The 19,464-nt window shown below is 44.3% G+C and carries 18 protein-coding genes and 1 tRNA gene; 11 read left to right on the forward strand and 8 right to left on the reverse strand.

All coding sequences use genetic code 11. The features are described 5' to 3' along the window. A partial coding sequence (locus OCV99_RS12835) for a coiled-coil domain-containing protein (RefSeq protein WP_331490734.1) occupies positions 1 to 268 on the forward strand: 268 nt, incomplete at its 5' end. A gap of 49 nt (positions 269 to 317) precedes the next feature. Here OCV99_RS12835 and OCV99_RS12840 read toward each other — a convergent pair. The 4 genes from OCV99_RS12840 to OCV99_RS12855 form a co-directional block, all read right to left on the reverse strand. Continuing rightward, entirely contained in the window at positions 318 to 1,118 is an 801-nt protein-coding gene (locus OCV99_RS12840; RefSeq protein WP_158371099.1) for an MBL fold metallo-hydrolase, read from the reverse strand. A gap of 177 nt (positions 1,119 to 1,295) precedes the next feature. Next, the gene (locus OCV99_RS12845) at positions 1,296 to 3,260 is read right to left on the reverse strand and encodes a carbohydrate-binding domain-containing protein (protein WP_158371100.1); all 1,965 of its coding nucleotides are present in this window, start codon (positions 3,258 to 3,260) and stop codon (positions 1,296 to 1,298) included. 14 nt (positions 3,261 to 3,274) lie between these two features. Then, positions 3,275 to 3,949 (reverse strand): DUF4956 domain-containing protein, encoded by a 675-nt coding sequence (locus OCV99_RS12850; protein WP_158371102.1) that lies wholly within the window; start codon positions 3,947 to 3,949, stop codon positions 3,275 to 3,277. A gap of 13 nt (positions 3,950 to 3,962) precedes the next feature. Further along, entirely contained in the window at positions 3,963 to 4,676 is a 714-nt protein-coding gene (locus OCV99_RS12855; protein WP_158371103.1) for a polyphosphate polymerase domain-containing protein, read from the reverse strand. Between the two features lie 159 nt (positions 4,677 to 4,835). Between OCV99_RS12855 and OCV99_RS12860 the strand changes: the two genes are divergently transcribed. The 9 genes from OCV99_RS12860 to OCV99_RS12900 all read left to right on the forward strand — a co-directional run bounded on the left by OCV99_RS12860 (position 4,836) and on the right by OCV99_RS12900 (position 13,492). After that, entirely contained in the window at positions 4,836 to 5,408 is a 573-nt protein-coding gene (locus OCV99_RS12860) for a 2-oxoacid:acceptor oxidoreductase family protein (protein ID WP_158371105.1), read from the forward strand. Beyond that, a complete protein-coding gene (locus OCV99_RS12865; protein ID WP_158371106.1) occupies positions 5,408 to 5,710 on the forward strand; it encodes a 4Fe-4S binding protein in 303 nt (100 codons plus the stop codon). The genes OCV99_RS12860 and OCV99_RS12865 overlap by 1 nt, the downstream gene beginning before the upstream one ends. 130 nt (positions 5,711 to 5,840) lie before the next feature. Beyond that, a complete protein-coding gene (gene porA, locus OCV99_RS12870; RefSeq protein ID WP_331490735.1) occupies positions 5,841 to 6,893 on the forward strand; it encodes a hypothetical protein in 1,053 nt (350 codons plus the stop codon). Positions 6,894 to 6,906: 13 nt separating this feature from the next. Then, positions 6,907 to 7,839 (forward strand): thiamine pyrophosphate-dependent enzyme, encoded by a 933-nt coding sequence (locus tag OCV99_RS12875; protein ID WP_158371108.1) that lies wholly within the window; start codon positions 6,907 to 6,909, stop codon positions 7,837 to 7,839. 191 nt (positions 7,840 to 8,030) lie between these two features. Then, positions 8,031 to 9,785, forward strand: a complete 1,755-nt coding sequence (locus OCV99_RS12880) for an ammonium transporter (RefSeq protein ID WP_158371109.1) — start codon at positions 8,031 to 8,033, stop codon at positions 9,783 to 9,785. Between the two features lie 302 nt (positions 9,786 to 10,087). Then, positions 10,088 to 10,795 carry an HAD family hydrolase gene (locus OCV99_RS12885; RefSeq protein WP_158371111.1) on the forward strand — a complete coding sequence of 236 codons (708 nt, stop codon included), beginning with the start codon at positions 10,088 to 10,090 and terminating at the stop codon, positions 10,793 to 10,795. A gap of 1 nt (position 10,796) precedes the next feature. Beyond that, positions 10,797 to 11,591, forward strand: coding sequence for a hypothetical protein (locus OCV99_RS12890; RefSeq protein ID WP_158371113.1), 795 nt, complete (start codon positions 10,797 to 10,799; stop codon positions 11,589 to 11,591). Between the two features lie 394 nt (positions 11,592 to 11,985). Then, complete coding sequence (locus OCV99_RS12895) at positions 11,986 to 13,266, forward strand: hypothetical protein (protein WP_158371114.1); 1,281 nt, start codon at positions 11,986 to 11,988, stop codon at positions 13,264 to 13,266. 37 nt (positions 13,267 to 13,303) lie between these two features. Next, positions 13,304 to 13,492 (forward strand): hypothetical protein, encoded by a 189-nt coding sequence (locus OCV99_RS12900; protein ID WP_158371116.1) that lies wholly within the window; start codon positions 13,304 to 13,306, stop codon positions 13,490 to 13,492. A gap of 265 nt (positions 13,493 to 13,757) precedes the next feature. On the opposite strand, the gene OCV99_RS12905 is transcribed toward OCV99_RS12900, so the two are convergent. Beyond that, positions 13,758 to 13,828 (reverse strand) — tRNA-Gly (locus OCV99_RS12905). Positions 13,829 to 14,052: 224 nt separating this feature from the next. Between OCV99_RS12905 and OCV99_RS12910 the strand changes: the two genes are divergently transcribed. Continuing rightward, positions 14,053 to 14,703 carry a 4'-phosphopantetheinyl transferase family protein gene (locus OCV99_RS12910; RefSeq protein ID WP_158371118.1) on the forward strand — a complete coding sequence of 217 codons (651 nt, stop codon included), beginning with the start codon at positions 14,053 to 14,055 and terminating at the stop codon, positions 14,701 to 14,703. A gap of 77 nt (positions 14,704 to 14,780) precedes the next feature. On the opposite strand, the gene OCV99_RS12915 is transcribed toward OCV99_RS12910, so the two are convergent. The 3 genes from OCV99_RS12915 to OCV99_RS12925 are packed head-to-tail and all read right to left on the reverse strand — an operon-like array spanning position 14,781 to position 19,349. Beyond that, on the reverse strand, positions 14,781 to 16,229 hold the full coding sequence (locus OCV99_RS12915) for a sensor histidine kinase (protein ID WP_158371120.1): 1,449 nt from the start codon (positions 16,227 to 16,229) through the stop codon (positions 14,781 to 14,783). Positions 16,230 to 16,243: 14 nt separating this feature from the next. Next, positions 16,244 to 16,945: a response regulator transcription factor gene (locus OCV99_RS12920; protein WP_158371121.1), complete on the reverse strand. Its 702-nt coding sequence runs from the start codon at positions 16,943 to 16,945 to the stop codon at positions 16,244 to 16,246. Positions 16,946 to 16,973: 28 nt separating this feature from the next. Next, a complete protein-coding gene (locus OCV99_RS12925) occupies positions 16,974 to 19,349 on the reverse strand; it encodes an endonuclease MutS2 (RefSeq protein WP_158371123.1) in 2,376 nt (791 codons plus the stop codon). Positions 19,350 to 19,464: the final 115 nt, after the last annotated feature.

The following is a 19,464-nucleotide window of genomic DNA, read 5'->3' on the forward strand; positions in this document are numbered from 1 at the left end:
ATTGCGGGAAATGGATGAAAATACGGTGAAATTGATGATTGATGATATGAAAGAAGAAGCGGAGAGAAGGAGAAAGGAGCTGGAGGAGAGCCAGAAGGAGCTGGAGGAGAGCCAGAAAGAGCTGGAAGAAAGCCAGAAGGAGCTGGAAGAGAGCCAGAAAGAGCTGGAGGAGAGCCAGAAGGAGCTGGAGGAGAGCCAGAAGGAACTGGAGCAGCAAAGAAAAGAAAATGAAGAGCTAAGGAGACTTCTGGGAGAGAGGCTGAATTGAGTGAAAAGGGCGCTTTTTATGGCGCCCTTGGGTCGATTTATGATGGTGATTACAGCTCGAAGCACTCCATATCGTCGGGAACATAGAGATTGCCATGATAATACTGACGGCCTTCTTCGGTATACCACCGTTTTCTGTTTTTTATATTTTTGTCTTCCGTGTGATAGAGAATCAGGTTCGGGATGTTTAGTTCCTGCGCAGTCTGGCAGGCTTCTTTTACCGTGCTGTGATGCTTTTCATAAGGGTTGAAAATATCTGCCTCCCGGAAAAGGCAGAAGGCTTCATGCATCAGCCAATCGCTTCCGTTTACATATGCATAATTTGCCGGATTGTAAGGTTCGTCACCTGTGCAGGTGAATTTTTTACGGTTTGGCAGCATCATAGTGAATCCATACTGCGTTGCTTTTGTGGATTCAATGTCAAAAAATGTAACATCACATCCCAGAATTTTTCGTGTTTCTCCGGAATGTACAGAATGAAGAAGTATCCTTTCATCAATATGCCGGAACACCTTTTTCTGAATTGTAAGACTGGCAATGGTCTGAATAATATCGGGCAGATCTTCGTGACAGTAAATATGAAGTTTACCTTCGTATGTTCCCCGGTTCATATTCTGCCCAATCATGCGAATCAGCCAGATCAGGCCAAGCAGATGATCTATGTGTTCGTGAGTGATAAAGATATCGTGAATTTCGCACAGTGGAATATCAGCGTCTTTAAGTTTTTTTAAAATCTGATTACCGCCGCCGGCGTCTACCAGAAAGTGCCGGTTGTTGTCAGAAAATACAAAACAAGTGTTATAACATTCTGTTACAGCTGCATTTCCGGTTCCTAGAATTGTAAGCTTCATAAGTGTTTTCACCATCCTCTAATATATTTGATGTTGGGGGCAAAAGCCCCAACTATGATGCCTGCGGATTGCGACGCGTAGCTAGTCCTTTAGGGTTCCGTGCTACGCACTTCCACAATCATTGTATCAAACACATTAGAGGATGGCAAGAGGTGGCACTTTCTGGCTATAGCAGCTTTAAAGTTGTGTTAATACAGAATCAAGTGTGACTTCTGTTTCCGTATCTCCTACGCAGACGGTATAAGTCTCTCCTTTTTTTAGAGCCGGTGTGGATATAGAAAACCACTGTATATTTTTTTCTGCCGTGATTTCGGCAATCGTATCACCCCCGCTATCTTTGACTGTAATTGTAGTTCCAGCTGAAATAGATTGATTTGTGGAGCATATTATTACCGGTTGTGTAGAGGTATCGCTTGGATTCTGTACCATACCAACACTTCCTACGGCAAGAAATGTGCCGCCTGTAATCTGGCATTCGGAAGCATAATCAAGGGTTCCGTTGCCGCCATTTGTCGGACCGTGGACGGTTATTTCGCCGCCGCTTATCAGAATATCTCCATTGGCATCAAGACCATCGCCCTCGGCATTTACGTACAGGGTACCGCCATTGATAGTTAAGGTCGCTCCCTGATCTTCACCGGCCATAGCACCCATGACGCCGCCGTGCTCCATACTTTCCCCGCCGCGTCTCATATCGCTCATATTGTCCGCATCGTTTGTGGAGGTGTCTTCTGCGCTGTAATCCGTTTCGGGGTTAGAGGCGCTATCATTATCTCCTGCGGCATTTACACCGTCATCGTTGGCAACTGCTTTTATATTGCCGTCGTTTAAAATAATATCGAATCCTTCCAGTCCTTCATAGCTTTGTTGTATGTCAATGAAACCGCCGTTGACAGTCAGGCAGTTGTCGGCATGAATGCCGTCGTCTCCGCTGGTAATCGTAAAGCTGCCTCCGTCAATGGTAACATTTTGATTGCTGTGGAGAGCGTCATCATAGGAATTTATGGTAAATTCGCCGCTCTCGACAATAAGCTCTACATAGGATTTCAACCCTTTTGTACTGTCTGGTTCTGTGGAAGCATCGGTCTGTGGCTCGCTCTGAGGCGTCTGTTCGTTCATCGTTAGTTTTTCGCCTTGCGGCATTTGCCTATCCATTCCCGGATTTTCACCTTGCGGCATTTGCCTATCCATTCCCGGATCTTCGCTCTGTGGTATTTGCCCACCGGGAGCGCCGCCTGACTGTACGGCATTTTCGCTGCCGCCACCCGTTTGAATATCAAAAGTGCCGTCATTGATTCGCAAGAGGGTTTCAGCCTGAATGGCATCCTTTTCAGTAGTTATCTGAAAGGAACCGTCTTCGATTATAATGTAACCTTTGTCGGTTTCTTCTGTATTGGTTGCTTTGATTCCATCGCCGCCGGAGGTTATGGTAAAGTCCCCGTCTTTGATGGATACGCTGTCTTTGCCGACAAGCCCGTCGCCTACGGAAGTAACGGTAAAACTTCCGTTTACAAATTTTAAGGCATCCTTGCTCTGAATCGCATGATTATAATTGCCGGATACGGTCAAACTGCCGGTACCGTTGAATGTGAGATCGTCTTTTGCAAAAATGGCAGCTTCCGGTTCAGGATTTTCTTCACTGTCAGATATGTATTCTGAACCGTCGGTTATGCTGTTTTCTGAATTTTCCGCCAGAGTAACCACGGTGTCTCCGCTTTTGATATAGACAGCAGCGGAAGTACTGCAGTTTATAGCTGCGTTATTGAGAACCAGTTTTGTGCTGCTTTCCTTTCCTGTGTCTACAATAATCTGCCCGTTGGAAAGCTCACCTGTTAATACATAGGTTCCGCTTTTTGTAATGGTTGCTGTGCTTCCGTCTATACTGACGGAATCTTCTTCACAGGTGATAGTGTCTTCTTTTAGAGTTAGAAGTGTGGAAGTGCTTTCCTTCCAGTCAGCGTCCAGTTTCTCTTCGCTGTATTTTCCCTCTGTGAGAGTTACCGTGCTCTCAATTGCGTGGTCTTCACCGGTGGAAGATGTTGTGTTTTCTGAGGCGGCAGTTTTGACGGTGTCTGCCTGGCTGCAGCCCGCAGATAGAAGTGCAAGGCTCATGAGAAGTATGAGTACAGTTTTTCTTTTCATAATGGCGCGCCTCCTTATAATTCTTCCTGGATACTGGAACGGCGTCCGCAGATAATCGTGAGATTTCCGTTCCGGCACCGGATAGCATCAATCATTTCTTTTTCCTGTTTGGAATCTTTGAGCGTAATGTGGTACTCCAGTTCATACATGCTTCCCAGATTGGTTGTTTTTACGCGCTGAAGGCTGGATTTGGAAGTATATTTCCGAAAAATATCTTCAAAAATTTCGGTATAGTCCATATTTTCAGCAATGGTGATCCGAAGGTCTTTGTCGGCGGAACCGGTTTCGCCGAAGGGGGTCTTCATCAGAAGTAAGAACACGACTCCGGTAAGTACGGTCATCATGCCTGCAAATGTAAGGAAGCCCATTCCGGTTGCGAGTCCCACTGCCATAGAAAAGAAGATACTGACGATTTCTCTGGAACTTCCGGGGACAGAGCGGAAGCGAATTAGGCTGAAGGTTCCGAGAACGGCCACGCTGGTTCCCACGTTTCCATTTACCAGCATAATGACAAGCTGGACAAGTGCGGGGAGAATTGCCAGTGTGACGACGAAGTTTTTGGTGTAAGACCCCTGGAACATATAGAGAATGGCAATAAAGATGCCCAGTGTCAGGGATACGGCGGTACAAAGCAGTGCGTTTTGAATTGATAAATTTCCTTCGATTCCATTAAGTATACTTGTAAACATTATTGTTTCCTCCTTAGGCTTCCAGCCAGGGATGAAGTTCCCCGCTTTTTACAGAATTAGTATAGACAGCTCCGTATTTTGAAAAAGATATCGGGTATATTTGCAGATTGCACAGAATGTCTGCCAGCCACAAAGGATAGGCGGCGGGAACCTTTATTTCCATCAGATAAATCTGATTATTCAGGATATGACAATCTTTATCGTAGTCCAGTTCCAGACGGTGATAGCGGCTTCGGATATTGCGGTCTATGGTAATCCTTAGTTCCGGTATATCTGTTCCAACATAGGCAATCCGGTCATAGGCAAGATATACTTTAGGTTCCGGATGATGGAACTGCATAAAGTAAGCAATTTCCTGCATAATCTGATCGCTGTTTTCCGGCAAAAGCCCGGTCTCCAGAAAAAGTCTGGCCCGGGACATGGGAAGAGACGTGCGCCGTTTGTACACGACGCCGCTGTATTTTTTCTTGATTTCCAGAAATACAGGACTGTCGTCGGTGATTCTGCCGTAACCGCGGACACGAAACTTTTCTTTGTATTTGGGTTTTTCAATAGAATCCCGGATCAGGTCATAGTACGGAGTATCATAATAAATGTTATGTATGGTGTGAAGGCCGTACTCGTCTTGCTGGATCCTGGTTTGGATAGCATGTAAAAATGCATTGTATTGCTCTGGGGTTAATTGGTATTTCTTTTCTACTCTTTGAAAAATATATTGATTTGCCATGTGTTTCCCTCCTCAATATCAGTTTAAATGTTAAATGTGGGTAAAATATGGGAAAAGTGTGAAAAAAAGATGAAAAAGCATCTATAAAATCTGGTGGACATCAGCGCTTTCATACAGTAAAATATAAACATTAACTTACAGAAGAAAGGAAGAGAAGACATGAGCAACCTTACAGAAATCAGATGGCACGGCCGCGGCGGCCAGGGAGCCAAGACGGCTGCGCTTCTGCTTGCGGATGTGGCGTTCCAGACCGGAAAATATGTACAGGGATTTCCAGAATATGGGCCGGAACGTATGGGCGCGCCCATCACGGCATATAACCGGATCAGCGACACAGTTATCCGCGCTCATTCCAATATCTACGAGCCGCAGTATGTAGTTGTGGTAGATGAATCTTTATTGGAAGCAGTAGATGTTACCAGTGGCCTTAAGAAGGATGGAGCAATTCTTATTAATACACAGCGGAGTAAGGAAGAGATTGTTCCGCATTTAAAAGGATATGAAGGAAAAGTGTATACGATAGATGCCCATAAGGTATCTATGGCAGCTATGGGAAAATATTTTCCGAACACACCGCTTCTTGCAGCAATCGTTAAGGTAGCGGGGATTATGGATGAAGAGACATTTTTAAGGGAGATGCGGGCATCTTTTTCGCACAAATTTGCCAGCAAGCCGGAGGTAATTGACGGCAATATGGCGGCTCTCGAGATGGCGTTAAAGGAGGTACAGTAATGGCAGCAGACATCACAAAATTAGGCGTGAAAGCGACTTGGAAGGACCTGACGGAGGGGATGGTAATTGCCGGAGCGGGAACTTCTAAGGCATTTAATACCGGTGAGTGGTCTACGGACAAGCCGGAATTTATTGAAGAGAAATGTAAGCAGTGCCTGCTCTGTGTTCCGGTATGTCCGGATAGCTGTATACCGGTGAAGGACAAGAAGAGAGGCGCATTTGATTATGATCACTGTAAAGGGTGCGGTATTTGTGTAAAGGCATGTCCTTTTGGTGCAATTACGATGGAAGGGGTGAAATAGGATGGCGAAAAGAGACAGATTATCAGGCAACGAGGCAGTGGCAACTGCCTTAAGACAGATTAACCCGGATGTATTTCCGGCGTTTCCCATTACCCCATCAACAGAGATTCCCTAGTATTTTGCTTCTTTTGTGGCAAATGGATTGGTAGATACGGAATTTATTCCTGTAGAGAGTGAGCACAGTTCTATGAGTGCTGCAATCGGTGCTTCAGCAGCAGGTGCAAGAAGTCTGACGGCGACGTCTTCCTGCGGTCTTGCTTATATGTGGGAGGAATTGTACATAGCGGCTTCCAACCGTCTTCCGTTAGCGCTGGCGCTGGTGAACCGCGCTTTATCCGGGCCGATTAATATTAACTGCGACCATTCCGACAGTATGGGAGCAAGAGATGCAGGCTGGATCCAGATTTATGCGGAAAATAACCAGGAAGCATACGATAATATGGTGCAGGCGTATCGTATTTCCGAGCATAAGAATGTAAGGCTTCCGATTATGATTTGCCAGGATGGCTTTATTACCAGCCATGCGGTAGAGAATATTGAACTTCTGGAAGATGAAGAGGTTAAGAATTTTGTGGGCGAGTATGAACCGGAGAATTATCTCCTGAATCCTGACTGTCCGATGGCAGTCGGCCCTTATTCCATTACGGATTACTATATGGAAGCAAAGCGTAATCAGGCGGAGGGCATGAAACATGTCAGCAAAGTAGTTCTTGATGTGGCGAAGGAATTTGCTGCGTTGTCCGGCAGAGAGTACGGACTGTTTGAAGAGTATTGCATGGAAGACGCGGAGACGGCAGTGGTGATGATCGGTTCAGCGGCAGGTACAACGAAGGATGCCATTGACAGATTGCGTGCGGAAGGCAAAAAGGTTGGATTGATTAAGATCCGTCTGTTCCGTCCGTTCCCGGCTGATGAGATTGCTGAGGCGCTTTCCCATGTGAAAGCGGTTGCGGTTATGGACCGGGCTGAAGGATACACGAACCATGGCGGACCGTTGGGCGCAGACGTGATGGCGGCCTTATTCCGTGCCCGTTCGCAGGCTTTTGCGGTAAATTATATCTATGGTCTTGGCGGACGCGACGTGCGTGTGGAAGACATGGAAGGTGTTTTCGAGACCCTGGATCAGATTGTAAAGACCGGTGACGCAGGCGAGACTTATCGTTATCTGGGAATCAGGGAATAAGGGGGTGCGAAAGATGAGTTATAATTTCAAAGAGACAATGAACAAACCGGAACGCCTGGCGCCGGGCCACAGGATGTGTGCCGGATGCGGCGGAACAATTGCAGTAAGAAATGTGCTCCGGGGTCTGCATGAAGGTGACAAGGCAGTGATCGGCAATGCCACCGGATGTCTGGAGGTATCTACATTTACTTATCCTTATACTTCATGGGAGGACAGCTACATCCACAATGCATTTGAAAATGCAGGCGCTACGCTGAGTGGCGTGGAAGGGGCATATAAAGCGTTAAAGAGAAAAGGAAAGCTGGATGAAACGTATAAATTCATTACTTTCGGCGGAGACGGCGGTACCTATGATATTGGTTTCCAGTCTCTGTCAGGGGCGATGGAGAGAAATCATGATATGGTGTACGTTTGCTATGATAACGGTGCCTACATGAACACGGGAATCCAGCGCTCTTCTGCAACACCGATGTACGCGGATACGACGACTACTCCGGTAGGAAGTAAGAGCAACGGCAAGCCGCAGAACAGAAAGGATCTGGCTGCGATCATTGCGGCACATGACGTGCCATATGTGGCACAGACTACATTTGTCCAGAATTTCAAAGACCTTCATATCAAGGCAGAAAAGGCGATTTATACGCCGGGAGCTGCATTTTTAAATGTTATGGCGCCCTGTCCCCGTGGATGGAGATATCATACACCGGATATTATGGAAATTTGTAAATTGGGTGTAGAAACCTGTTACTGGCCGCTGTTTGAGGTGGTAGAGGGCAAGTGGATTTTGAATTATGAGCCGAAGAAGAAGCTGCCGATTGAAGACTTCTTAAGACCGCAGGGAAGATTTAAACATTTATTCAAAAAAGAGAATGAATATCTGATTGAGGAATTCCAGAAAGAAGTTGACAGAAGATGGGATGAGTTACTCTTTAAATGCTCAAAATAATAAAGAATAATTAAAATTTGGTAAAATTTATCAAAAAAGTATTAAAAAAATGCGAGGATTTATGCAATAGCATTATTGACAAAAAAATGTCATTCCTGTAATATAATTGGCATATCGAAGGAGATTTTGAAGAACGAAAGTTCTCGGAATCTCCTTTTTTGTATTTATGAAAAGGAAGAGGAGGATTTATTATGGCTGAAGAAATTTTAAGCGCTGTAAGTGATCAGGTCTTTGGAGTCTGGTTCTTAATCGGAGCTGCTCTGGTATTCTGGATGCAGGCGGGATTTGCTATGGTGGAGGCAGGATTTACCAGGGCAAAAAACTCGGGAAATATTCTGATGAAGAACCTGATGGACTTCTGTATCGGAACAGTAATGTTTATCCTGATAGGTTTTAGTTTGTTACTTGGAGAAGATTTCCTTGGGTTAATCGGAAAGCCCGGATTCGATATTATTACCAATTATGCGAATTTTGATTGGTCTGCTTTCGTATTCAATCTGGTATTTTGTGCGACTACAGCAACAATCGTATCAGGGGCTATGGCAGAAAGGACAAAATTTTTATCCTACTGCATTTATTCTGCAGTGATTTCTGCATTGATTTACCCAATTGAGGCACATTGGATCTGGGGCGGCGGCTGGCTTTCACAGATAGGCTTCCATGATTATGCAGGTTCTTGTGCGATTCATATGGTAGGCGGCATTTCCGCATTGATTGGAGCAAAGATCCTTGGACCCCGTATTGGTAAGTTTACGAAGGATGAATCCGGTAAGATCGTCAAAGTAAACGCATTCCCCGGTCACAACCTTCCAATTGGCTGTCTTGGTGTATTTATCCTGTGGCTTGGCTGGTACGGGTTCAATGGAGCTGCTGCTACAACGGTAGATGAACTTGCTTCTATCTTCCTGACTACAACAGTAGCACCGGCAGTTGCAACAGTCGTGTGTATGATTTTTACATGGGTGAAATATGGAAAACCAGATGTATCTATGTGTCTGAATGCATCTTTGGCAGGTCTGGTTGCAATTACAGCTCCTTGTGATGTTACAGATGTAGTTGGTGCAACTGTAATTGGCGCGGTAGCTGGTGTGCTGGTAGTATTCGGTGTATGGCTTCTGGATGAAAAACTGCGGATTGACGACCCGGTCGGTGCGGTTGCAGTTCACTGTTTAAATGGTATCTGGGGAACAATTGCAGTTGGTTTGTTTGCAACATCTTCTTCACCGGCATTTGAGACGGCAGGAATTAAAGAAGGTCTATTCTACGGCGGCGGTTTTGAGCAGCTTGGACTTCAGTTGATTGGATTTGCGTCGGTTGCAGCATGGACGGCAGTCACGATTACGATCGCTTTCCTTGCAATTAAGGCAACTGTAGGCCTTCGTGTTTCAGAAGAAGAAGAAATTGTCGGACTGGATGCAACAGAACATGGACTTCCTTCAGCTTACGCGGGCTTCAGTATTATGGATATTTCTAACACCATGACTATGGATGTAAATGAAAATACAGACCTTGGCGTGGAGAGCTTCGATGCAGCTTCTGACGCAATGAAAAATGCGGCCGTTAAAGTTGTTAAAATGCCTGTTACAGAGACTGGAATGTACAAAGTTTCTATTATTGCAAAATTGTCCAGATATGACCGCTTAAAGAAAGCCATGAATGATATTGGTGTAACCGGTATGACGGTAACGCAGGTTATGGGCTGTGGCGTTCAGAAAGGCGCCGGCGAAAAATACCGTGGAGTTGAGATGGACGCAACCCTGCTTCCGAAAGTTAAGGTTGAGGTTATCGTAGGAAATATTCCGGTAGATAAGGTAGTGGACGCTGCGAAGAAAGCACTGTATACAGGACATATCGGAGATGGTAAGATCTTTGTATACAATGTGGATAAGGTAATTAAGGTCCGCACGGGCGAAGAAGATCTGGCGGCTCTGGCAGACGTAGAGTAATGAAAAGACGGTTGGCATTATGATCCAACAGTACAAAAAGAATATAAAAACAAAAGGATCGTATCTGTGTCGCTTACAGGTACGATCTTTTTCTATTAATAGAAACAAATTTCAGCGTATCATCAAACAAATCAGTACGTATTATATGTAAACTAACATGTAATGTCAACAGAAAAATGCTCTGGAAAGTAAATTTAATTAAAGAATGGGAAAAAGCAGCAATGTTGTGTATCTGGGACTGGCAACTGTGCCGACAGCTTGTTATAATAAATTTCATAGCGAAAAAGAAAGGAGAAACAGCAGTGAAGATTAAACATATATTATTTGACCTGGATGGAACGCTGCTTCCGATGAAGCAGGATGAGTTTGTGGAATATTATCTGCCTCTGTTGGCAGAGCGCTTTGTGGACAGGGGAATTTTGCAGAAAGAATTTATCGGGTACATATGGAAGGGATTTGCCGCAATGGTAGCAAATGATGGAAGCTGTACAAATGAAGAGGTTTTCTGGAAGTGTTTTCAGGAAAACCTTCCCTTCTCCCGGGAAGAGCTGGTGCGGGATACCATAGATTTCTATGGCGGAGATTTTAATAAGGCGATTCATGCAACCCAGCCGACGCTTGTATCGGGGGAGATTATCCGGGCGGCGAAGGAGAAGGGTATACAGGTGTATCTTGCGACCAATCCGGTGTTCCCACGAGTGGCGACGATGAACAGGATTCGCTGGGCCGGGCTTCGGGCGGAGGATTTCCGCATAATTACTACCTATGAGAATTACTGTTACTGTAAACCAAATACGAAGTATTATGAGGAGATTTTAAAGGAATTTGCTTTAAATCCGGAGGAATGTCTGATGGTAGGAAATGACGTGGAAGACGATCTGGCGGCCGGAAAACTGGGGATAAAAACCTATCTTGTGACAGATTGCGTGGAAAATAAGAAAAATCTGCCGATTACTGCAGATTATACGGGCTCTCTGAAGGATTGTCTGGCATTTGTAAAGGAGATATAGGATGAAAGTTGATTTAAAAAAAGCAGCAAGAATAATCATTCCATTTATAATAGCCCTGATTTCCATCTTTGGTGTAAGCAGAGCTGCAGCCTCACCGGAATTTCATGCGAAAACGATTGAATCTCTGGATGAAAAGAGGAACACCGTAATGGAACTGACGGCGGCATCTACAGCGGCATCTGCGGCAATTACTCTGATTCCGGGCGATACGGCGACTCCCATAGCAGAGAAGCTTGCAGATTTAAGTACATATTTCCTGGTGGTCCTGTGTGCGATTTATCTGGAAAAATATTTGGTGACAATTACGGGTTACGCTGCATTTTCCATATTGATTCCCGCCGCCTGCGTGTTATATATAGTGAGTGTTTTTTATAAAGAAAAGGCATGTAAATGGCTTGCAAATAAATTGATTGTGTTTGGAATAGCAATTGTGCTGATTGTACCGGCGAGTGTGCAGCTGTCGAATCTGATAGAGCGAACTTACGAGTCTTCCATTAATGAAACGATTGAATCTGCCAGACAGGCGACAGAAGAAATAGAAGGAAGTGCGGGGGATTCGGATGAAAGTGAGGACGACGAAAGCGGGGTATTATCGGGATTCTTCTCTAAAATAACGGATGGCGTGTCAGGAGTTGTGGAGAAAGTAGAAAATATTCTGAATGATTTTGTTGAAGCGCTGGCGGTGATGATTGTGACTTCGTGCGTGATACCGATTGTGGTTATTATATTTTTTATCTGGCTTGTGAAAAATATTCTGGGAATGAATATCAGTATTCCGGTGAAAAAGCCCCGTTAGTACAGATTCCAGACTTTTTAAGTTCCGAATCCTTTCGTGGAATGTCTCTTCCAATTGCATACAGCATGAATTCTTTATAATGGATAAATTTCAGGGGAAGGCGTGACTCATGTGGGTCACGCCTTCTTTTGTTTTAGATGAATGGAGGAAATAGCCACCGCAAAAGCAAAGGGAATATAGGCTTCTTTGTGATAAAAAGAAGAAATCTGATAGATTCTGATAGATAATCCAAAGAATAATCTGTAAAATACTTGTATCGGAGGCAATTTTACAGTATAATATGAGACATGTAGGAGTCTGTCAAGATGTACGCTATTTGATAATATCAATGCAATTTATAGAAGAAAACAGAAAAAATGTTGTTTTTGAGGAAATGTCAGTAAGGGAGAAATTTATGAAAAGATGTCCAAGATGTAACAGAGTTTATTCGGATTTGGTTAGTGTATGCCCGGAATGTAATGTTTCGTTGACAAGCAAGCAAGGTAATGATACGAATCCGTACAATAAAGCAAAGAGGCGTGAAAGAAAAACGGGGAACAAGGATAAACGCAATGGAAAAAAGAAGCTGCCTTACATCATTTTGATAGTGGTTTTGTGTATTATTCTGATTTGTATACTGAGTCAGTGTGGGTCTTCAGCAGATACATCGAATCGGAATATTGAAACGAATGAAGATGTGGCTGAAGATATCATATATGGTGATGTGGTCGAAGATATCACATATGATGATGTGGATGACGATGGTTTTGTAAAAGAAAAGACTCTTGAGAATGCGGAAACTTTTGAAGAAGTGACTGCAACAGAAGAATATCAGGATCCAACCAGTAATTATGCAACCGTAGAAATCGATGGGGAAGAAGTTGTATTTTTCATGGGAGAATGCAAAGAGGTGAACGATTCCGGTGTTGGCACTTATGTTCGGGCTTCTTTTTACAATTATCGTGACGGCGAAGAAGAATATAAGCTTATGATGCAGATCAGCTACAATTTGCCCGACGGTAACTATGCGGAAGATGACTTTGAACGGGGCAATAAGGCACATGGTTATACATTCAGTGCATATTTATATAAGACAAACTGGGAGAAGATCAACGATTCTACGGAGTATAGTTATGTGATAAGTAAAGTTAATGGCAGCTATACTTTGGAATTGAATTCCAGTGATTCGAAAGATTTGCATTACCAGCTTCATTTGTCAATACAGGATGCGAAACAGTGTGGCGGGGTAGAAAGCGGCTGGGGAGAGACTAAGTACACAGCAGATTTTGCAGTAGGGGAAGTCAACCCTATTGTTGAGAAAATGAACCAATTGGGAAATGGATCCCGTAACTCAGACAATGACAACGATAATGATGATGGTGATAATGATGATACAGTTGTCTACGATGACGATTGTCCGCGATGCGGTGGTTTGGGAGAGTGTGACGTATGTTTTGGAGAGAAAACCGTGAGATGCCCCAATGCAAATAATTGTTCCGATGGAGAATGTATTGAATGTGGCGGAGACGGTGTAGTAGAGGTGTTCAGTCCATCCAGTACAGTTGGAAGTGATGTCAAAACCAGATCGTGTACATATTGCGGAGGAGATGGAATTTGCAATACTTGCGATGGGACTGGGGAAATTGTCTGTGAAGAATGCGGTGGCAGTGGAAAGTGCCCGGTTTGTGGAAAATAATATGAGAAATTAATTATAACCAAGGGAGAAAAAATATATGTCTGAAATACTATCAGGCCTGAGCGGAAGGAAATATACGATTGTGGCTCATATCAAATTAGGTGGGGAAGGCGGAGTATATGAAACCGATATTCCGGAAGTGGCTGCGAAACTTTATGATACTTCTAAGATTAATGTGGAAGCGCGTATGTCAGAGATGGAGAATCATACTTCCAAATACAAATAGGATAAAAGTGCACAAGGGTATTTAACAGAGAAAATCCGCTAACCACAAGGGTTAGCGGACTTCTGCTTTTATAGTTATCTAAAGGAATGAGAGTAAAGTGTGCACCGTGGGGAGTGTACCCCCAGCGGTGTTTTACTTTATGAGGGGGGTGATAGTTGAATCTCTATCAACTATCTGACTCTAGTATAATAGAAAAATGTGTCCAAAATGTTTTCAAACTCTAAAAGAAATCGAAAAAATCTTAAGAAAAGATTAAAAACAAAAAAGCAGATAACGGGAGTCGAACCCGCCTTTCCAGCTTGGGAAGCTAGCGTTCTACCGATGAACCATATCTGCATATGTATATTATAGCACTTTGAAAAACTATTGTACATACCCAAAATAATTTATATAATGGTAACAATCCGGCTTATGAGCGGAGCGCCATTTTATGAGCAAAAATAGCTGCATAGCAGCGGAGAAGCATCGTAGATGCGTTTTGCGAATGGCGCGGGATGAACTGTTATATGATAATGATTCCAGGATTGTTCTGCAACAGATGAAAGGAGCAGGTGTTTGGGATGATTCAGACTTGGGCAGCGGACATTACACCGCTTTGCGAAAGCAGTATTTATAGAAAATATTATAATCTGGTACCGGATTTCCGGAAAGAAAAGGCGGATAAGATACAGGATATGCAGGGGAAAGCACAGAGTGTAGGTGTGTGGATTTTGTTGATGCGGATGCGGGAAGCCTATGGGATTTCCGGGGAGACTGTTTTTAATCTGTCCCATTCCGGGCAATATGTATTGTGTTCTGTAGATGATGGCAAGGGTGTATTCCCGGAGGTGAAATTAGGCTGTGACATTGAGGTGGCAGGAGAATACAACGAAAAAAGGCAAAGACTTGCAGAGCGGTTCTTTTCTGAAGGAGAGGTTTCCTATATTTTGAGTAAAAAAACAGAAGAAGAAAAAAGGCAGGCTTTTTATCGGTTGTGGGTGCTGAAAGAAAGTTTTATGAAGGCAACAAGGCTGGGAATGAAATTGGATATGAGAAGCTTTGAAGTGCAGTTTGATAGTGAGGATGGCGCTGTGCTGGCAAGACAGCCGGAGGCGATAAAGGATGTCTGGCATTATCAGGAATATGAGATAGAAGGCATAGAAGCGAAGATTGCTGTGTGCAGTACGGCGGATGAATTCGGGCAGCCGGAGATGCCGCAGCTGTTTCGGTAATTGCAATTAGGTACAGGGCAAAATGCGGTTGGGTACAGGGTAAACTGCAATTGCAGACGTAGTAAAATGACACTTTACTACGTCCCCAATTGCAGTGAAAAGATAAATTCTGTACCGACGCCTTCCGTACTAATGACGTTGATATTCTCTCCGTGTGCCTGGACGGCTTCTTTTACGATGGCAAGCCCAAGTCCGGTGCCTTTTTTGTCTTTGCCGCGGGAAGCGTCTGTCTTATAGAAACGCTCCCAGATTTTATTCAGGGAATCCCGGGGAATCCCGCATCCGTAATCTTTGACGGAGATGTAAGCTTTGTCTCCCCGTTCTGTTGTCTCAACGGTGATGGTAGAATCCGGTTCGCTGAATTTGATGGCGTTGTCAATGAGATTGTAAAGAACCTGTTGGATTTTTCGCTTGTCGGCGTATACTTTTAGAACCTTGGTGGCAAGGAGCAGCTCGATGGAGATTCTCTTCTGTGTGCAGGTTCCTTCAAAGGAAGCGGCGGTGTTTTTTATGACCTCATGAATGTCGAAGGAGGTTTTGTCCAGCAGGAGCTGCTCGGTGTCAAATTCGTTCAGAGCCAGTAAATCGTGGGTCAGGTCTGTCAGGCGTTCCGTCTCAAATAAAATGATTTTTAAATATTTTTCCTGCAGTTCAGGAGGAATCGTGCCGTCTGCCATTGCTTCTACATAACCTTTAATGGAGGTTAGCGGTGAGCGGAAATCGTGGGATACATTTGCTACGAATTTCTTCTGATAATCCTCCATATCACGTAAATGTGATGACATATAGTTTAATGAAGCAGACAGATAACCTATTTCATCCTGGGTGGTAACCGGAATTTCATAGTCCAGATTGCCGGAGGCGTACTGGGTTGCGGCTTCTGTGATTTTCCGCAGAGGCCGGTGTACCATGAATTGAAATGCCAGCAGGATAATAAAAGATAGTAAGTAAATAATTACTAAAGTTATATATACGTTTCTCATAAACATATCGCGGCGCGGACTAATGTCTGATAAAGGTTTATGGATAAGCAGGTATCCTTTTATGGAAAATCCCTGTGTCACCGGGGCAATTACAGTAAGTACGTCTTCCTCAAAATATCCATGGTAGTCACCCTCCTGCCAGGTGCTGCTACCGCTTTCTGCCGGATTGAAGTCTTCAATGGAGGTGGGAGGAGAGGGATAGTCATCCGGCTGTGCGGATGCAATCAAGTTCCTGTTTTTGTCCACAAACCATATGGCAGCATTCGTGTAAGCTTTCATTCCGTTTAGCTGAGTGTGAATATCTGAAGAAGAAGCGGAGTCGGAAAAATAAGCGGGCAGATAGTCTGCGGCGGTTACAGTTGCCTCCTGGTATAAGGATTCGGCTTCAGATTTTTTCAAAGCCGTCCAGGTCAGGCCGGAGGTCAACGTGGCGGCAGTAAAAAAGAGTAAAAAACCAAAGATGATATATACAATTATAAATTTTAAGTACAGAGTACTCTGCGGCTGCGAAGTACTCTGTTTTTTTGCTGTTTTCCTTTTCATAAATAGCTCCCTATTTATTTTACTTCAAATTTGTAACCGATGCCCCAGACTGTGCTGAGGCTCCAGCCTGCATGATCCTTGATTTTTTCCCGCAGACGTTTGATGTGGACGTCAACGGTACGGGTATCGCCTACATATTCATATCCCCAGATTTGATCCAGAAGTTGTTCTCTGGTAAATACCTGATTAGGGGAGGATGCGAGGAAATATAATAATTCCAGCTCTTTCGGCGGCATATCGACGTTATTTCCATCTACCAGAACAGAATAGTTGGTTAGATTAATAGTGATTCCCGGATATTCTACACATTTGCCGCGATCCTGGGAAACAGGTTCTTGTCTGGCGGGTTGGTAGCGGCGAAGGACGGCCTTCACCCTGGCAACCATTTCTTTAGAATCAAAAGGTTTCATGATATAATCGTCGGCGCCCAGTTCTAATCCCAGAACCTTGTCAAAAACCTCACCTTTTGCAGACAACATAATAATAGGTGTCTGTGATCTGGAACGGATTTCCCGGCATACCTGATAGCCATCAATGCCCGGGAGCATCAAATCCAGCAGGATAAGGTTCGGCTGGTACGTATCAAAAGCGGTGAGAGCGCTCTCGCCGTCGTGCACCATCATTGTATCAAAACATTCTTTTGTCAAATACAGAGAAATAAGCTCTGCAATATTTTCGTCATCATCTACAATTAAAATTTTCTGTTTTGTTACCATTTTCCCCTCCTACGATTCATAAAACAAATTATTTAAATTCTACAATTGTGACACCGGCATCGCCTTCACCAAAGGCGGCAAGGTGGTAGTTCTTTACGTGCTTCTGGCGCTTCAGATAGTTGTGTATGCCATTTCTCAAAGCCCCGGTTCCTTTACCGTGGACGATACGGACACTGGAAAGGTGTGCCAGATAAGCGTCGTCCAGATATTTGTCCAGTTCGGCAATTGCTTCATCGACTGTCTTGCCCAGAAGATTGATTTCTGTGCTGACAGAGTAGGATTTGCTCATTTTTAATTTGCCCTGAGATGTCCGGCGCATATTCTTAGCAGAATAGGACGGTACTTCCTCTATAATCTCCAGGTCGGAAATATTTACCTGAGAGCGCAGAATTCCCATCTGGACGGTCAGATTTCCCTTGGCATCAGGGAGAGAACTTACCGTTCCTGTCAGGTTCAGGCTTAATACTTTCACGGATTCTCCCAGCTTAAAATCTGAAGGCTTATGCTGTTTTTTGGGCCGCTGTTTTTCAATCGCTACCTTAGAACCTGTGGAAGCAATCTGTTTTCTGAGCCGCTCTCTTTCCCGTTCCATGTCTGCGGCGGAAACATTTTCTTTGCCGAATTTTCGGAAATTTTTCATGGTTTCATCGGCAACTTCCTTAGCTTCCAGAAGGATGGCATGCGCTTTTTCATTGGCTTCTTTTAAAATACGTTCCCGCTGCTCTTCCAGTTTTTCCTGCTTCTTTCTGGTCTCGGTCTTCAATTGTTCCAGTTCCCGTTTGTAAGCGCTGATTTCTGCCTGCTCTTTTTCAATAGTACGGCGGCTGGACTCCAGGTCGGTAAGAAGGTCCTCAAAAGATTCATCTTGTTCGGACAAATGTGTTCTGGCTTCATTGATAATATATTCGGGCAGCCCAAGCTTTTTTGATATGGCAAATGCATTGCTCTTTCCCGGAATACCAATTAATAAATGGTAGGTGGGGCGAAGTGTCTCCACGTCAAATTCGCAGCAGGCATTTTCAACGCCGGGTGTAGAAAGGGCAAATACCTTCAGCTCACTATAATGTGTGGTTGCCATGGTGCGGATTCCCTGCTGGTGCAGGTGATTCAGAATGGCAATTGCAAGTGCAGCTCCTTCTGTAGGGTCGGTTCCGGCTCCTAATTCATCAAAGAGTACAAGAGAGTCATTTTTAACTTTCTTTAGAAATGATACAATATTCGTCATGTGAGACGAAAAGGTACTTAGGCTCTGTTCTATACTTTGCTCGTCGCCAATGTCCGCATATACATCTTCAAAAATACCAAGTTCAGAGCGATCCAGCGCAGGAATATGAAGACCTGCCTGCCCCATCAGCGTGAATAATCCTACCGTTTTGAGGGATACGGTCTTTCCGCCGGTATTCGGTCCCGTAACAATCAGTAAATCAAAACTGTCTCCTAAAGTAACCGTGATAGGAACAACTTTCTTTTTATCTAAAAGAGGGTGGCGCCCTTCGCGGATATGGATTCGTCTTTCTTTGTTGAAAATAGGTTTGCTGGCGTTCATGGAGAGTGCAAGGTTCCCTTTTGCGAAAATGAAATCCAGTTCCGTCAGGATACGGTAATTTGTGCGGATAGGCTCAACATACTGGGCGGCATCTTCGCTTAGCCGGGCGAGAATGACCTGGATTTCTTCCTGCTCTTTCCCGTACAATTCTTTCAGATCGTTATTTAGCTTCACTACTGCCATCGGCTCGATAAAAAGGGTAGAGCCGGTGGAAGACTGGTCGTGAATCAATCCCTGCACTTGTCCGCGGTACTCTGCTTTGACAGGGATGCAGTAGCGGTCTCCCCGCATGGTAATAATCGCATCCTGCAGATAATTGCGCAGAGAACCATTTACCAGACCGGCAAGGGTAGAATGCACCTTATCGTTTAACTGCCCGATAGAGCGGCGAATATGCTTTAATGTACTGCTGGCGTCATCGCTGATCTCTTCTTCACTGATGATACAAAGGCGAATCTCGGATGCGAGTGCTGTCAGAGGTTCAATCTGTTCAAAATAAACATCCAGGCAGTCAGCATTCTCATCTGTCGTTTCATGGCGTCCATAAGATTTTGCACGACTGGCTGCTTCCAGTAATTTGCAGATTCGAAGCAGTTCGCCGGCTCCCAGAGCGGCGCCGATTTCCAGACGTTTCATGGAGTCCTCCACGGGATAACAGCCACTGAGGGAGAGACGGCCTTTTTTCACAATCCGGGTAAATGCAGCAGCGGTCTGCTCCTGGGCAGTCTCGATTTTAGCCAAATCGGTCATTGGTTTTAAATAGCGGCATTTCTTCTCTCCACCGGGAGTAGTCGCCTCTTCTGTAAGTAAATCCATTATTTTATTGTATTCTAATTTTGTTAATGTTTTTTTGTTCATAATCTTCACCTGTCCCTATTCTAACGTATTTTATTTATAAAGGAAAGGACAATATTGAATATTTATTGAACTCACAATGTCTGATATGCTATACTGAAAAAAGGATCGTAAAGGA

It is taken from the genome of Dorea acetigenes, assembly GCF_025567385.1.
Taxonomy (GTDB): Bacteria; Bacillota; Clostridia; order Lachnospirales; family Lachnospiraceae; genus Claveliimonas; species Claveliimonas acetigenes.